Here is a 15,998-nt window from a genome sequence, read left to right on the forward strand (position 1 = left end):
GGCTCAGCGCGGCGGTCCGGCCACCCACCACCCCGTCTCGGGATGGCCTACACACACGCAGATGGCTTGCACCCCATCCCGAAGCGCGGAACCCATCCCGAAACAGCAACCTCACCCAGGCGCACGCGCACGCGCGAAGGCAGATTCGCGGAACCGCGACCGCTCCCGCGCCCGCTCCCGACGCCACCCCGTCTCGGGATGGCCTACACGCATGCAGATGGCTTGCAACCCGTCCCGAAGCGCGGAACCCATCCCGAAACAGCAACCTCACCCAGGCGCACGCGCACGCGCACGCGCGAAGACAGATTCGCGGAACCGCGCCCGCTCCCGCGCCCGCTCCCGCTCCCGCTCGCGACGCCACCCCGATTCGGGATGGCCTACACGCACGCAGATGAGTTGCAACCCATCCCGAAGCGCGGAACCCATCCCGAGGTTGATGGGCGCGCGGTGTGACGGGCGTGCGGGACGATCGACGCGCAGGCTGCCGACGCGCGTCAGCGGGCGGCCACTCCGATCGCTGGCTGCACGCGACTCGCGGTCCGCATGGGCGCGAGCGCAGAGAGCACCGACGCGCCCACCACGCCCGCGCCGAGGACCGCGAGTGCCCCGAATGGCGGCACCCCGCCTGCCATGCCGAGGATGTGCAGGGCGAGCAGCCCGTATCCGCATCCCACGGCGACGCCGATCCCCGCGCCGATCGTGGCGGCGAGCGCTGCCTCTGCAGCGACGGAGCGGCGAGTTCCTGCGCGGCTGACGCCCAGGGCGCGCAGCAGCGCGATCTCCTGTCGTCGCTCGGCGACCGAGAGCGCCAGCGTGACGGAGACCCCGATCATCGCGACGAGCAGCGTCACCCCGATCATGGCGGCGCCGATGAGCTGCCCGATGAGGATCGTCTGCTCGGTCCCCGCCTGCACATCGGCGGCCCAGTACACGGGGATGCCGGCGTCCAGGCGGTCGAGCACGGCTGATCGCAGCGCCTCAGGCGCCACCCCCGGGGCCGGGTCGATGAGGATGTCCGCGTCGGCGAGGCGCGCCTCCACGTTCGGGTCAGCGGAGAGGCGGTCGATGACCGCGTCTGGGTCGTCCACGAGGTCGACGGGAATGATGGCCGCCGTGGGGAAGTTGCGGGCGACGCTTGCCTCGGCGTCGGCGGTCGCGCCGGCGACGCCGACGGTGAGCGCCGCTGTGAGGCCGACACCCAGCGTCAGCACGGTGGTCATGGCGGCGGTGCGGCGGGATGCGCGACGTGCGTTGGACATCGTCAGCCGAAGGGCGACTGACCTGGATGCGAGGGGCCGCAGCAGCAGGGCCGACCAGCGTATGAGGAAGGGCCCGACGGCGACGAGTGCCGCGAAGACGAGCGTGCCGCTCAGCGCGGCGAGCGCGAGGCCGAGGAACTCGTCGGTGGGCGCGACAGCCACCCCTGCGATCGCGGCGGCGGCTGCGAAGGCGGCCGCTGTGACAGCGGTCAGACCGCGGGCCCCTCCACGCAGCGGACGTGCATCCGACGAGCGTGCCTCCCCGAGCGCGGTGACCGGCGAGGTCCTGCCCGCAGCCTGTGCAGCCGGGAGTGCGGCGACGATGGAGCAGGCCGCGGCAAGGACGAGGCAGGCGATGAGTCCTGCAGGCGCGGCGTCGAATGGTGCGTCGACCAGCCCGGCCCCTCTCGCCGCCGCGACGAGCACCGCGGCGGCCGCGAGCCCAACTGCGACGCCCCCTGCTCCGCCGACGAGTCCGATGAACGCCGCCTCAACGAGCACCGAGTGGCGGACCTGGGCCCGTGACGCCCCGACACAACGCAGCAGGGCGAGCTCGGCGGCTCGTCGGGCTAGCAGGATGCGGAAGGTCGAGCTCACGATCACGACGGCGGACAGCACAGCAAGGCCGACGAATACCGTGAGCGCGCCGAAGACGCCCACGAGCGTGTCGGTCACCGAGCGCGCCTCCTCCGCGCGCCGCTCCTCGCCGCCCACGACAGTGCTCTCCCCCGCCACCGCGCTCAGCACGTCGAGGTCGGGCTCGCCCGTCACGAAGATCTGCATGGGGGTCATGGCGTCGCCGATCGCAACTGCATCCTGCTCCCGGATGAGGGCGACATCCTGACCGAACTCGTGCACCTGCCCGATGCCGGCGACCGTGAGCTCATGGCCGCCCGCCACGAACACGTCGCCGACCGAGGCACCGGAGCGTTCGGCCGTGCTCGAACCGATGACCACCTCGCCGATCTCCGGAGGGGCGCCGGCGGTCAGCGCGCCGATGCCGCTCAGCGGGCCGGTACCGGGGTCACTCGTCAGCTTCCAGACGGTGGTGGAGCCGCCGAGTTGCACTTCGACGTCGCCGAGGTACTCGACGGCGACCTCGTCCACGCCGGGGAGCGTACGCGCGCGCTCGGCGATCTCCGTGACCGCCTCCGTCGCGAGTTCCGCGTGCGGGAGGACAACTGCATCCGCCGCCGCCGGTGTGCTCATGCCGAAGGCCACGAGTGCGGTCCGGGCGTTGAGCGCGATCAGCAGGGACGCCGCCGCGAAGGCGGTCGCCGCGACGATCGCGATGCCGATGAGGACCGCCTGGCCCGGCCGCCGGAGCACGCTTCTGGCCGCCGCGCGGATGACGATCATGCGGACACCCCCGCACCGGCCGCGAGCGCGGCGACGTTCTCGAGCACCCGACCGCGGGTCGGCGAGGGCAGCGTGCCGGCGGCCCTCCCGTCCTTGAGCAGCACGACCTCGTCGGTGACGGCGGCGGCCACCGGGTCGTGGGTGACCATCACGACGGTCTGCCCGTACTCGTCGACACACGCGCGCAAGAGCGCGAGCAGGGAGCTGCCCGACTCGCTGTCGAGGGCACCGGTCGGCTCGTCGGCGACGATGAGGTCGGGTCGTCCGAGCAGGGCCCTCGCGACGGCGACCCGCTGACGCTGACCGCCGGAGAGCTGTGCAGGCAGGTGCCGGAGTCGGTCGGAGATGCCGAGCCGCTCGACGAGCTCAGCCCGCCAACCACGCTCGGGGCGACGCCTGGCGAGCGACGCTCCGAGGTCGATGTTCTCACCCGCGGTGAGATGCGGGAGCAGGTTGCCGTCCTGGAAAACGAACCCGATCCGGTCTCGACGTGCTGCCGTCAAGGCTGCGTCCTCGAGCCGCCCGAGGTCGGTATCGCCGAGCAGAATACGGCCGGAGGTCGGCTGGTCGAGCCCCGCGAGGCAGTGCAGCAGGGTCGACTTACCTGAACCGGAGGCACCCATGATGGCCGTGAACCGCCTCGCGGGCAGGTCGAGGCTGAGCCCGTCGAGGGCGCGCACTCGGTTGCCGGAGGCACCGTATTCGCGCACGACGTCGATTGCTTGAGCGGCCAGCGGGAGCGGCTGCACGGAGGGCTGGGAGCGAACAGCGCCGAGGTCTTGAGTCATGCATCCACCCTCCGATGCGTGCAGGGTTGCCCGCCTCGACCGAGGGGACGGTCATGTCCGGCTCGCTCGTCCCTTCGAACGATTTGCTGGCGAGACGCAGTGGAGCTCAAGCCGGTTCCGCGAGGATGGATGGGTGACGACAAGCAGCGACGGCGGACGAGGGCGGCTCGGCTCCCTCCCAGCCCGCCTCAAGGCGGCGCCGAAGGTCGCCGAGTTCGTGGCGCTCGCGTTCCTGCTCGTGGTCGATTTCGAGCTCGCCGCCCGGTCCGCGGTCGTCCCGGAGTCCGGTGCCGCCGATGCGCTCATCGCTGGCGCCATGGCGACCGCGTTCGTTGCTCTCGTCGTGGCTGCGCTCGTGGTCGCTCGAGGTCGACTGCCCGTCACCCTCACCGTGCTGTCCGCGTTCGCGGTCTCGCTCCTCGCATCCGGTGTTGCCGCATCCATCGGCTTCCCCTGGTTCTCGCTGACCGAGTCGGCAGCCCTCGCCGCGCTCACGGTGTTCGGCGTGCGCGCCGCGTCTCTCCGAGGCGCGATCGCCGTCGGCGGCGGCGCGCTTGTGGTCGCGCTTGCCATCACCCTCCTCCGCATCGGCGTCGACGAGGCCGCGATCCTGCTCGCCATCCTCATCTGGGGGTGCGCCGTGATCGGCGGTGTCGCAGCTCGGTTCGTGCGCCTCCGCCGTGAATCCGCTTTGGAGACTGCTCGCCGAACCGAGCGCTTGGAGCTGGCGCGCGAGCTCCACGACGTAGTCGCGCACCAGGTCACCGGCATCGTCGTGCAGGCCCAGGCGGCACTCGCCGTCGCCCGCGACGACCCCGAGCGCACCACCGAGGCTTTGACCGCCATCGAGGCGGCCGGCGCTGAGGCACTCACCGGGATGCGGCGCATGGTCGGTGCGATCCGCGACGAGCACAGCGACGGGAAACCCGCATCCTTGAGCGTTGGATACGGTCTCGCGGACATCCCGACGCTGGTCGAACGGTTCGACCCAGCCCGCGAGCGCACGACGCTGCACCTCGAGGACGCGGATGCGCCCCTGCCGCCGGGCGTCGGCGAATCCGTGTACCGCGTGGTCAGGGAGGCGCTCACGAACGCCCGCAAACACGCGCCTGCGGGGACCACGGCGGTGTCGGTGCGGGTGATCGACGCCGAGTTGGTGCTCGAGATCGAGAACGACGGGGTGCCCGCCGGTGCTCGCGAGGACGCCACTGCCGGGTTCGGGCTCACGGGCATGTCCGAGCGGGTCGCCGCCCTCGGCGGGGTGATGCGCGCCGGCGCGGGCACCTCGGACACGTGGACCGTCGCGGTCTCCCTCCCCCTGGAGACGCAGCGATGATCACCGTCGTGCTCGCCGATGACCAGGAGATGGTGCGCGCCGGGTTCCGCATGATCCTCGAAGCTGAGGGCGACATCCGCGTGGTGGGCGTCGCCGGCTCCGGCGACGAGGCCGTCACCGCGACGACGAAGACGAACCCGGATGTCGTGCTCATGGACATCCGAATGCCCGGGATGAACGGGCTCGACGCCACACGCATCATCACCGCTCGGCCTGATGCGCCGCGGGTCGTCATCGTGACCACGTTCGACAGCGACGAGTACCTGCGTTCCGCGCTGCAGGCGGGCGCATCCGGTTTCATGCTCAAGGATGCCGGACCGCGGCTGCTCGTCGAGGCGGTTCGCGCCGCCGCCGGCGGGGACGCGCTGGTCTCGCCCTCGATCACGGTGCGGCTGCTGGGCGAGCTCGCTGGCACCGCCGTGAGAAGGACCCCGACCAGCGTCGAGCACGAGCTCTCCGAACGGGAGGTGGAGATCGCGGCCGCAATCGCCCGCGGCGGCACCAACGAGGAGATCGCCGCCGACCTCTTCGTCTCCGTCTCGACCGTCAAGACGCACGCGCGCAACATCAGCGTGAAGCTCGGTGCCCGCAACCGCGTCGAGATCGCGGCCTGGGCGTGGCGGATGGGCGTCGTCAGGTGAGCGAGCGATGACGGAGGCGGGAGCCGCTGCGTGCGATTCCCGCCTCCGTCTTCGCCCCAGCGAGCTCAGCTCTGGTGGTGGCGACGGCGCGTCAAGCCGTAGGCCCCGAGCCCGAGCAGCAGGGCGCCGACCCCGGCGATCCAGCCGAAGGTCGCCGTGCCGTCGAAGCCCGTGTTGGCGAGCGCGTCAGGGGTGTGGGATCCGCCCGCTCCACCCGCCGGTGGCGTGCTCGTCGAGCCCGCGCCCGCAGGGGCGGTCGCGGTCGTCGTCGCCGATGCACTAGCCGTCGGAGTCTCGCCGCTTGTCGAAGTCGGCGTCGCCGTCGCCGTGGGCGTGGGCGTGGGCGTGGGCGCGCTCGGCACGATCTCGATCACGTCCCAGCCGAGCACGGCGTCGGCAGCGTCGGAGACCGCGATGGTCCGGTCTCCGGCCTCCAGCTCGACCGGCAGGGTCACGGCGATGCGCCCGGCATCGTCGACCAGCACGGAGCCGAGCAGGAGCGGCTCCGGGGTCTGCAGCCAGACATTGACCGTCGCACCTGCGTAGTCGGCGCCGACCCCGAGGGTGACCGTTCCGCCGATCTCCGCGGATGCGGGCACCGAGATGCCGCCGCGGCGTTCTTCCGCGAGATCCTCAGCACCGATGGGCGCTGGCGTCGGCGTCGCAGTTGGCGTCGGCGTGCGAGTGGGGGTCGCCGTCGGCGTGGCCGTCGGTGTGGCGGTCGCGGTCGCGGTCGCGGTGGGCGTCGCCGTGGCGGTCGCCGTCGGCGTCGGGGTGGCCGTCGGCGTGGGCGTCGCCGTAGCCGTGGGCTCTGGGGTCACGCCGCCGATCGCTGCGGTCCACTCGAAGGGCGAGGCGACGCAGGGGAGGACGGGCAGGTCCATCTGCGCCAGTCCTTCGCCCGTGAAGGTGCCATCCGCATCCAGTACCCCGGAGAGCTCGTAGGTGGTCGTGCCGCTGCCGCCGCTCAGCTCCCACTCGACCTCGAACGGCACGCCGACCTCGACGTCCACGGGCGGGTTGTCGCCGGACCAGACGATGAAGATCGTCTGCGGGAACATCCCGAAGATCGAGCAGGTGCTGGTGGTTGAGAAGCCGGTGAGCGTGCCGTTGCCGTCGATGGCGAACTCGACGTCGCGACCGCTGTCGGTGGTGCCCGAGTAGTTTCCGGCGGTGGCTGGTGCCGCCGAGGCTGGGAGTGCCGCTGCCGCAGCGAGGAACCCGCCGAGTGCGAGCGAAGCTCCCGTGAGCAGGGCCGCGCGCCGCCGCGTCCGTCGTCGTGTTGTCATAGGGGAGGTCACCTTTCGTCGGGCAGCAGCATCGGCCGCGTCTCCTTGCCCAGGGCGCGGCCACACCAGCCTCGCGGGGTGCCATCTGGCGCGGCAAGGGCGCGCCCCGACCCCGTACGAACCCGTACGGGTCGACGCGTGACGCCCTCCGGACGCCCGGCCGGGCCAGCGGATGCGACCATCCCCGTCTCTGCTACCTTCATCGGCATGAGCGCGCCGGTCTCGACCCTCGACGATCCCGACCTCCCTCCCGCGACGTTCGACGAGCTCGTCGGACGTCTTCGGCAGTTGCGCCAGCGCTCCGGTTCTCCGTCGTTCTCGGAACTCACGGAGCGTGTTCGCGACGTTCGAGTCAGCCGTGGGGCCCACGCGCGGGAGTCAGCGGTCGGCCGCATGACGGTCTACGACTGCTTCAGGCTCGGTCGCCGTCGTCTCGATGTGCCCCTGGTGCTCGACATCGTGCGGGTGCTCGGCGTCGACGATCGCGGCGCGCAGCTGTGGTCCGACTGGTGCGGCCGCGTGCTGAGCGGCGGCACGGCGCTCCGGGTCGCGAGACTCGGCCTCGACGAGTCCACCAGCCCCGCAGCTCCCCTGGTCGGGCGGGCGGATGAGCTTCGAATGCTGACGGCGAGCGAGGGGCCCGCGGTCATCACGGGGATGCCGGGCGTCGGCAAGACGCAGCTCGCGGTCCAGGCGCTTCACGCCCTGCTGGACACGGACGCGATCAGCGACGTCGTGGTCGTCAACGTGCGCGAGCAGCTGAGCAAGGGTGGGGCCGCGGATGCTCGTTCGCTTGCAGACGCGCTGGCTCGCGCGCTCGACGTGCCCGCGGAGGCCCGCGACACCGAGGCGTCGGTGATCGCCGCAGTCGCCGACGCCGCCGCCGCGCGCCGGATCGGGGCCTTCGTCGATGACGTCAGCGAGCTCGCTCCCCTTGAGCCGCTCATCCGTGCGCTGCGGACCCCGACCATCGTCGTATCTCGGAACGAGGCCGAGCGAGCGCCGTGGCTGCGGCTCGTCGAGCTCACCCCCTGGAGCGACGAGGAGACCGGCGCCTTCCTGCGCGCCAGCATCGGGACGGATCGCGCCGACTCGGAGCCGGAAGCACTGCAGGGTCTCGCCGCCGCGACCGGCGGATTACCGCTGGCCGCACGCCTGCTGTGCACGCGCATCCTGCAGCGACCGCACTGGCGGCTCGCTGACCACCTCGACGAACTCGACGAGCGCGAAAGCGCGCCGGATGGGCCGTTGCGCGCGTCGATCGAGCTGAGCTATGCGGCGCTCGACGCGCAGGTCCAGCGCACGCTGCGTCTCCTCGCTTCTGTTCCCAGCGATGGTCTCGACACGGCGGCCGTCGGGGTCGTCGCGGATGCACGTGACCAACTGCGCGCATCCGCGGTCCCCTCGGCGCAGGCGCAGGCGTCGGCCCTTGATGCCCTCCAGGAGGCGCAGCTCGTGCAGCGCTCGACCGGAGCGACGCTGCTGCACCCGGTTGTCCGATCGTTCGCGCTGTCGCGCAGCCTCGAGGAGGATGCCCCGGTGGAGCGCAGGGCCGCACTCGACCGGGTGCTGGATCTCTACCTCCGGCGCGGCTGGGCTGCGCTCGAGATCAGCTACCCCGACGCGTTCGAGCGAGCACGTTCGAGCACACGACGGGCCGCTGATTCGGAGCGTTCGGAGTGGAACCGCGGGTTCGAACCACCGCTTGGCGACGGCGACGCGGCGGAGTTCTGGCGGGGCCAGCTGCCGGTGCTCATCGAGCTGTCCGCGGCGGTCGCGGACAGACGGCCCGAGGTGCCGATCGAGGTCAGCGAGCTCGCCGCGCACCACCTCGACGTCGACGGCAGGCACCGCACCGCCGAACAGGTGCACCGTGAGGCCCTCCGTCGTGCGGAGGCCCGCGGCAACCCGGAAGCCATGGCGGTGGCAGCGCACCGCGTCGGCCAGTCGATGGTGCGGATGGGCAGCCCGTATGCGCGTGCCGAGCTGCTGCGTGCGCAGCAGCTCGCCGAGCACGTCGGCAGCGACGAGCTTGTGCTCAAGGCCTCGAACACCCTGGCCATCCTCGCCGCACAGGGTGGTGATCTCGACGAAGCGGCCCTGCAGTTCGAGCAGGCCGTCACCGCCGCCGAGCACGGCGGGCTCGACCACTTCGCGGCGTCGCTCAACGACAACCTCGGGATCGTGCTGCGGCGCCTGGGCGACCTCGAGGGCGCCAGAGCTCGGCATGGAGCAGCCCACCGAATCGCCCTCACCCGGGGCGACGAGGTCGCAGCTGGTGTGGCACTCGTCAACCTCAGCGACGTCGAGGTGGAGCTCGGCGACTTCTCGAGCGCGGCGAACTCCGCGCGCGACGCCGTCCGCCTGACCGAGCACCAGGCAGGCCTGCCGCACGCGTACGCACTCACGAATCTCGCCCTCGCGCTTGCCGGCCTCGGTGACCGTGACGCAGCGGCGGCACAGCACGGGGCCGCGCTCGCGCTTGCCGAGGCCATGGGCAACTCGTCGCTTGTCGCTTCGGTGAGGAACAACCTGGGTGAACTGCACCTGCAGTTCGGCCGGGTGGCGGATGCGGCCGGGCACCATGCGCTCGCCCTCGAGGTAGCCGAGGGTTCCGCCAACACGCACGAACGTGCCAGGGCGCTGCTCGGACTCGCGGAAGCGGAGCTCCGCGCGGGAACGCCGGATGTGGCGCGACAGCACCTGGCAGCCCTGATGGCAGGCATCGATTCGAGTACGCCGGAGGTGGCGACGCCGCAGCTTGAGCGCGCTCGCGCGCTGCTCGCTGAGCTCGACGCCGTCTGAGACCGGCCGCGCCCATCCGGTACGCCTTCGACGACCGCGGGCTCAGGTCAGGAGGACACCGACGTTTTGGGATGGCTCCAACGCAGGCAGATGGCTTGCAACCCACCCCGAAGCGTGGAACCCATCCCGAGGTTCGCATGGAGTCGGTCGGCGGCGAACGGAACGGGTCTGGTACGCCGACCAAGGGCCTCGTCAGCTGGCGGTGAGCCGGTCGAGCACATGGCGCAGCAGCGGCCACTCCGCGGTGCCGCGGAGGTACGCGGCGGATGCGCGCAGCATGGGCGGGTCCTGCATCCGCACGATCCGCACGTTGTCGCGCTGCTCCCTCGTGAGGGGCAGCATCCCGACCCCGAACTCGGCGGCGATGAGATCTTCGACGAGGGCCAGGTCGTCGGACTGGTGCGTGACGTTCGGCTCGTAGTCGGCGAGCGATGCGAGCACGCCGATCGCGATCTCGTCGGCGTTGTTCCTGGAGTTGCCGATCCACTCCTGGTCGCGCAGCGCCAGCATGAGTTCGCGGTTCGGCAGCGGCACCAGCCCGCAGCCCGGGAGCGCGTCGGCGTGGCGGTCCGCCATGCCGATACCCCACTCCCCCTGCCAGAGCCGTACGCTCTCGTAGCCGGCGGGGATACGCAGCGGGGCGAGCGTGTAGTCGTAGACGAGTGCCAGGTCGATTCGGCCGGCATCCACGAGCGCCAGCGCTTCGTCGGGTTCCTGCTCCTCGAGCACGAGCCGCACCCCCGGGTGCGAGGCGGCGAGTTCGCGCATGATCGGGAACAGGGCGCGGGCCGCCGTGGCGAAGCCGGCAACGCGCAGGGTGCCTTGCGGCTCACCGTCGGGGTCGAAGTCGCGCTTCGCTTCATGCAGGCTCGCCAGTATTCCGGATGCGCGCGTCGCGAGCCGAGCACCCGCGGCGGTCAGCCGAACCCCGCGTCCGATTCGCTCGAGGAGTCGGGCACCCAGCTCCTGCTGCAGGAGTGCGAGCTGCTGTGACACGACGGACGTCGTGGTGCGGTGCAGCTCGGCGACCGCGCGCATGGAGCCGAGCCGGTCGAGGTCGACGAGGTACTCGAGGCGTCGTGTCTCCATGGGCCCTCCAGCCGATGATCCTGGTCGCGGTCGTCACCGTCCACTCCACCATTGTGCGTGTTTCGCGAACGATGTGTTCGCTCATCTCGCGTGGACACGGACACCGCCGAGCGACATCCTGAATCCATGACCACGTCCAAGCTCGCGCCAGCTCCGCGGGGAACTGCACGTTCCGGCACGCTCATGACCATCTCGGCGATGCTCTTCGTGCAGCTCGGGCTCGCGCTCAGCACGGGCCTGTTCGAGCAGCTCGGTCCGCTCGGCACCGGTTGGATCCGCCTCGTGTTCGCGGCAGCGCTCGTGCTGGTCATCGTGCGCCCACGCCGTTCGTGGTTCACGCGCAGCAGCTTCCTGGCATGCGTTGTGCTCGGCGCGGCGACCTCTGGAATGACGCTCCTCTTCACGCTCGCGATCGACCGCATCCCGCTCGGCACTGCTGCGGCCCTCGAGTTCCTGGGTCCGCTCGCCGTCGCCGTGCTGCGCAGCCGCGGCCGGGCGCTGCTCTGGCCGCTGATCGCCGCCGTCGGGGTCGTGCTGCTCACGGAGCCGTGGACGGGGAACATCGACCCGCTCGGCGTCCTGTATGCGCTCGCCGCGGCCGCCTGCTGGGCCGTCTACATCCTCTGCACGCAGCGGGTGGGCGACGAGCTGAGCGGGGTGCGCGGCCTGGCCGTGTCGATTCCAGTCGCCGCCGTCATCGCGAGCCTCATCGCTGCTCCGAGCACGATCCCTTTGCTCACCTGGGAGGCCGCCCTCGCCGGCCTGGGCCTGGCCGTGCTCCTGCCGACCGTGCCGTTCATGCTCGAGATCCAGGCGCTGCGCCGCATCACCGCGGCCGCGTACGGAACCCTCACGAGCCTTGAGCCCGCCGTCGCACTGGTCATCGGGCTGCTGCTCCTGCACCAGGTGCCGGGCATCCTGCCGGTTGTGGGTCTCGCGCTGGTCATCGTGGCGGGCATCGGCGTCGAACGCTCGGCGGGACGCGCAGCTCCACCGAGCGCCCCGACGCCCGATGATCCCGGTTCAGGCGCCCGTGAGGCGCCCCTTGAGCGCGGCGAGCTCCGCACCGGTGAGCCCGCCTGACTGCAGGTACGCGGCCGAGCCGCCGTGGGCATCCACCCATTCGAGGGCACGCTCGATGGCCGAGGCAGGGGTGGCAGCGACGAGGTCCTTGATCTCGTCGGTGAGCGGCAGGCCGTACTGCGCGACCATGCCGTACATGCGCTCAGCCCACTCGCCCGCGAGGTGCTCACCGGACGACGTGTAGTCAGCGACGATCGCCGATCGCTCGACGCCGACCGCGTCGAGCAGCAGTGCCGAGCCCACTCCGGTGCGGTCCTTGCCTGCGGTGCAGTGGACGAGCACCGCTGTCGGCGGGGCGGTCGTCGCGTTGGCGACCAGGCGTGCGAGCTCGGCGAACGACGTGGCCCCGTGCTCGAGCATGCCGACGTAGAGCTCGCCGAGCGAGGGGATCTGCGCGAGCACCGCATCGAGCGCCTTCGCCTGCTCGGCCGGGTCTCCACCGCCAGCCGTCGACTGCAGCCCCTGCTGCACGAGACCGGACAAGGCACCCTCGAGCAGGGGCAGCTCCGCAACACGGAACGGGCGACTCACGGGGAGGCGGTCCGGCGCCATCTGCCGCTCTGAGGGGGTGCGGAAGTCGACGATGACACCGATATCGCTCGCGGCGAGCTCCTCGAGGCCGGTCTGGGTGAGGGAGCTCAGCGCATCTGACCTGTAGAAGAGGCCGGGCGTCGTCGTGCCGCCAGCCGCCAGCGGCATGCCGCCGGTGTCTCGGAAGTTGAAGGTGCCCTGGAGTGATGTCGCCGTCGTCATGCGACCAGCCTAGGACGGGGCTCCGACATTGTGTCGGTCGCGTGTGGGGCTCGTCGTGGGACTCCCGTGCCGACACCGATGAGCACCCCGAAAGACGAGGAGCTGCCATGGGCTGAACCCACCCAGCAGCGAGCGTCAGCTCACTCCACCGCCGGAAGGATCGCCTTCTGCGGCGACACCGCGGCGTCCGGGGCCGCGGCCAGAGCACTGCGCATGCGCCGCGCCGTGCCGAACCCCGCGCCCCTGGCGGCCGCATCCTGATTCGCTCCCTCGAGCAGCAGGCGCTGCGCGAGGCGCACGCGCGCCCTCCTGAGGTAGGCCGACGCGGTGTCACCCGTCGCGGCGAACGCCCGATACAGGTGCGCCCGGGATGCGCCGAGGGCGGCGGCCATCGAGTTCACCGTGGTCGCCTCGTCTGACGCGAACCGTGAGACGTACTTGACGGCCTCGCTGTAGACGTGAGCGAGGTCAGTGCTCGCCGTGCTGAGCGTGCGGAGCTCGGTCTGAGTTGCCAGCGCCCAGACCAGCGCCTCGACGCCGAGCCCGACGCGGGTGAAGGCGGGGTCCTCAGCGCGGAGTCCGCCGCTGAGGATGGACGCGGAGGCGTCGACGAGCACCTGCAGGTAGGCATCCGACGCCGAGGTCGTTCCGACGTAGTTCTCCGTGAAGGACTGGGGGCGGGGAAAGATCACCAGGAGGCTACTGACCGGACCGTTCGACGTCTTGCTGACGAGGTCCTCCGGGTTGGCGAACAGCACGCTGCCCGGGGTGAGCGTCTCCAGCGTTCCGGCGATGTCGACCACGACCTCGCCTTCCAGGCAGGCGAGGAGCAGCCTGGCGGCGCCCCCGGCAAAGGCGCTCGGGACTTCGTATCGGAAGGTCGCTGCCGTGTGGCGGTAGCGGCTGAGGGCGAAGGTGTCGTTCTTGAGCACATCGCCGACGACCCTGAAGTCCTGACCGTCCGACTGGAGATGCCATCCCCAGCCCCGCACGGTCTCGACGGCCTCCGGCCCCACCTCGTCGACAGTGAGAGAGACCACCCGAGGGAGTTCCGCCCGCATCGGCCACTGGCCGTCACTCGACTCCCTCACGGCAACCTCGGTGTCTGCCTGACTCGTGTGCTCCTGCACCTCACCCACTCCAATCGCTCGATGTCATTCGGAGAACGCGCAGACCGCGCGTTCCCTGGTGAGACGACACGAGCGCGCTGTTCGTCACACATTCCATTCTGTCGGATGGGTTGGAGAACGGGGTTGCGCGTCTCACGGGGGAGAAACACCCGGGGAAATGAGCTGCGATACAGCAAACTCGGAGTCACTCGGACGGCTTCAATTCCCCAGAATCATTTCCGTCGACGCGCTGAATCAAAGTGGTACTCGAGCCGAACCCACATCCGAATGTGCAAAAAATACCAGGTCATAGGAGATATATAGGCCGATTGCGACCACATCGCGGCGCGAAACTCTCGGCAACGATTCCGTACGTCGTGCATATGCTCACCGGGCAGATGCGAGTTCACTTCGCTGGGTGCACGCAATGTGAAATACCACTCGCGCGCCACAGCGGACCACAGCTGCGACCCCTCCCCCGACTCTGCCCGTTCTCGCCGACTCGACCGCGCCGTCAGGCCAGTGATCCGGCTCCCGAATCTCTTTTCTCAAGCCATTCGTGACAAATCATCGAAAGCACACGTCTCACCAGCACAACCCCGCGAACGGTGCACCCGCACCACCGGGCAACCACAAGGAGCGCATCATGTCGAACACCACCCCGAACGTCAGCACCTCGTCCAGCGACCGCAAGGACCTGCGTCCCGCTCACGCCTCCAACGGCAAGACCACGATCAACGACAGCGTCGTGGCTCGCGTTGCCGGTATCGCGGCCCGTGACGCTCGCGGCGTCTACGACCTCGGCGGCGGCGCGGCCCGCGCGATCGGCGCCATCCGCAACGCCATCAACGCCACCGACCAGAGCCAGGGCATCAGCGTCGAGGTCGGCGAGAAGCAGGTCGCCGTCGACGTGACCATCGTCGCCGAGTACCCCGTCTCCCTCCAAGACGTCGCCGACGGCGTCCGCGCCGACGTGATCCGCGCCATCGAGACGATCGTCGGCCTCGAGGTCACCGAAGTCAACGTGACCGTCAACGACGTCCACCTCCCCTCCGAAGACGACACCAACGACAAGACGGAAGAAGCTCGAGTCCAGTGAACACCGCATCCCTCACCCGAACCGGCATCCTCATCGGCGCAGTCCTCGCGCTCACCTGGATCATCCTCGGCTTCTGGGCGTTCTTCTTCGTCGCGATCGCGATGATCATCGGCGGCGTCATCGGACGCATCCTCGAAGGCAAGCTCGACGCCAGCGCCCTCGTCGACGTCATCCGAGGACGGAACACCTCCTCATGAGCACCGCCGCGACGACACNCCGCCCTCCCGTCTCGAAGAGTGAGCCAGATGCATCCGTTCGCCTCGGCGAGCGTGTATCTGGCTCACTCTTCTGCCCGCGGCTCCTGCCCAGCCAGCTCCACCAGCCGTCGGCGCCTGAGCTCGTGCGCGTAGGCGACGAAGGCATCAGGGGTCGGTTCGAGATCGTCGACGGTGAGACGTTCGTCGTGCCAGCCGAGCATGCGAAGCAGACGTGGGCGCTTGACGTCCTTGCGGAACTGCCGCTTGTCGACGCGGTGTCCGTCGCCGTCGAAGTCGTAGAGGATGCGCGCCTCGAGGTCCGCTCCATCCGCTCTCGCCAACTCGACGCCGTTGTGGACGATGGAGAGCTGCAGAGTCAGCTCCGGATAGCCGGACTCGTGCAGGTGGAAGCGCATCGACGTTTCGTAGGGGGACTCGACTCCGGCTCGAATCATGGGGGTCACCCGACGGAGCCGCGCGCTCCCCGTTCCCGGAGACCAGCGGTTCGCGGACTCGACGAGCTGCTCAACACTCGAGAGCGCAGTGAACCATGTGCGGTTCGGATAGTTGTCGGCTTCCGTGACGAGTGCGTCGCCGACCGCCAGCAGGTCAACCTCGGAAAGGTCCCGCGCGAGTAGGCAGTAGAGGAGCTCGGGCGGCGTGCACGGTACGCCATTGACCATCTGCAGATCGAAATGGCGTTCTGGCACTCCACGCGCCTGCACCCCAGCCGCCTTCGGACGGCAGCTCCCTTGCGGCACGATGACGTCGACGGTCGTGTCACGCAGCAGGCGAAGAGGCAACGGCAGCCCGCGCAGCAGTGCCGTGGCGCGCGGTCCGAACGCCTGTCCTGGCCGGAGCCGAGGGACATAGGCAAGGATGCGTCGCCGCTGCCGAAATCGGAGGCCTTGGAACTCGTCGAGCAGACCGCCGGGCGCCTGATTTCCACCGGGAGGCGACTTCGGCGGAACCTGACGAACACCGTAGAAGGGGCGCTCGAGCCCCGTGTTGCTCAACGATCCCCGCCCGACGCCCGCCTTGCGAGCGTCCGCAACGCTGAGCGCCTTCACCCCGAGCGCGGCGCGCAGAGGCTGCCGCGGACGCCAGGGCGTGCTTCCCTCTGGCCTCTGTCGGGCGTCCTTGGGTTCTCCCATTGCACGAGCGTAGAAGCAGCAGCCGCTCCCCCGGCCA

Annotated in this window: 13 protein-coding genes; 6 read left to right on the forward strand and 7 right to left on the reverse strand. The window is 70.4% G+C overall.

Translation table 11 applies throughout. From position 1 onward, the window contains the following. Positions 1-494 precede the first annotated feature (494 nt). Together GV007_RS03320 and GV007_RS03325 are read right to left on the reverse strand one after the other, a co-directional pair. On the reverse strand, positions 495-2,618 hold the full coding sequence (locus GV007_RS03320) for an FtsX-like permease family protein (RefSeq protein ID WP_160070987.1): 2,124 nt from the start codon (positions 2,616-2,618) through the stop codon (positions 495-497). Further along, positions 2,615-3,406 (reverse strand): ABC transporter ATP-binding protein, encoded by a 792-nt coding sequence (locus GV007_RS03325; protein WP_160070988.1) that lies wholly within the window; start codon positions 3,404-3,406, stop codon positions 2,615-2,617. The genes GV007_RS03320 and GV007_RS03325 overlap by 4 nt, the downstream gene beginning before the upstream one ends. Positions 3,407-3,539: 133 nt before the next feature. Between GV007_RS03325 and GV007_RS03330 the strand changes: the two genes are divergently transcribed. Both GV007_RS03330 and GV007_RS03335 read left to right on the forward strand, forming a co-directional pair. Next, entirely contained in the window at positions 3,540-4,742 is a 1,203-nt protein-coding gene (locus GV007_RS03330; RefSeq protein ID WP_160070989.1) for a sensor histidine kinase, read from the forward strand. Further along, positions 4,739-5,383 (forward strand): response regulator, encoded by a 645-nt coding sequence (locus tag GV007_RS03335; RefSeq protein WP_160070990.1) that lies wholly within the window; start codon positions 4,739-4,741, stop codon positions 5,381-5,383. Before GV007_RS03330 ends, GV007_RS03335 begins: the two co-directional genes overlap by 4 nt. Before the next feature lie 65 nt (positions 5,384-5,448). Here GV007_RS03335 and GV007_RS03340 read toward each other — a convergent pair whose 3' ends face one another. Then, a complete protein-coding gene (locus GV007_RS03340; RefSeq protein ID WP_160070991.1) occupies positions 5,449-6,672 on the reverse strand; it encodes a hypothetical protein in 1,224 nt (407 codons plus the stop codon). Between the two features lie 207 nt (positions 6,673-6,879). Between GV007_RS03340 and GV007_RS03345 the strand changes: the two genes are divergently transcribed. Continuing rightward, entirely contained in the window at positions 6,880-9,477 is a 2,598-nt protein-coding gene (locus GV007_RS03345) for a tetratricopeptide repeat protein (protein ID WP_160070992.1), read from the forward strand. A 192-nt stretch (positions 9,478-9,669) separates the two neighbouring features. Here the strand turns inward: GV007_RS03345 and GV007_RS03350 are convergent, their stop codons facing one another. Then, positions 9,670-10,566 (reverse strand): LysR substrate-binding domain-containing protein, encoded by an 897-nt coding sequence (locus tag GV007_RS03350; RefSeq protein ID WP_160070993.1) that lies wholly within the window; start codon positions 10,564-10,566, stop codon positions 9,670-9,672. A 126-nt stretch (positions 10,567-10,692) separates the two neighbouring features. Here GV007_RS03350 and GV007_RS03355 point away from each other — a divergent pair, with 126 nt between their 5' ends. Then, complete coding sequence (locus GV007_RS03355; RefSeq protein ID WP_160070994.1) at positions 10,693-11,649, forward strand: EamA family transporter; 957 nt, start codon at positions 10,693-10,695, stop codon at positions 11,647-11,649. On the opposite strand, the gene GV007_RS03360 is transcribed toward GV007_RS03355, so the two are convergent. Both GV007_RS03360 and GV007_RS03365 read right to left on the reverse strand, forming a co-directional pair. Continuing rightward, complete coding sequence (locus tag GV007_RS03360; protein WP_160070995.1) at positions 11,590-12,402, reverse strand: tyrosine-protein phosphatase; 813 nt, start codon at positions 12,400-12,402, stop codon at positions 11,590-11,592. The two genes, GV007_RS03355 and GV007_RS03360, sit on opposite strands and share 60 nt — an antisense overlap. A gap of 140 nt (positions 12,403-12,542) precedes the next feature. Next, a complete protein-coding gene (locus GV007_RS03365) occupies positions 12,543-13,442 on the reverse strand; it encodes a helix-turn-helix domain-containing protein (RefSeq protein ID WP_160070996.1) in 900 nt (299 codons plus the stop codon). A 715-nt stretch (positions 13,443-14,157) separates the two neighbouring features. On the opposite strand from GV007_RS03365, the gene GV007_RS03370 reads away from it, so the two are divergent. Then, the gene (locus GV007_RS03370; protein WP_160070997.1) at positions 14,158-14,610 is read left to right on the forward strand and encodes an Asp23/Gls24 family envelope stress response protein; all 453 of its coding nucleotides are present in this window, start codon (positions 14,158-14,160) and stop codon (positions 14,608-14,610) included. Then, on the forward strand, positions 14,607-14,807 hold the full coding sequence (locus GV007_RS03375) for a DUF2273 domain-containing protein (protein ID WP_104243617.1): 201 nt from the start codon (positions 14,607-14,609) through the stop codon (positions 14,805-14,807). The genes GV007_RS03370 and GV007_RS03375 overlap by 4 nt, the downstream gene beginning before the upstream one ends. A gap of 83 nt (positions 14,808-14,890) precedes the next feature. Here the strand turns inward: GV007_RS03375 and GV007_RS03380 are convergent, their stop codons facing one another. Further along, a complete protein-coding gene (locus tag GV007_RS03380) occupies positions 14,891-15,961 on the reverse strand; it encodes a hypothetical protein (RefSeq protein ID WP_160070998.1) in 1,071 nt (356 codons plus the stop codon). Positions 15,962-15,998: the final 37 nt, after the last annotated feature.

It is taken from the genome of Pseudoclavibacter sp. 8L, from assembly GCF_902506465.1.
Lineage (GTDB): Bacteria > Actinomycetota > Actinomycetes > Actinomycetales > Microbacteriaceae > Pseudoclavibacter.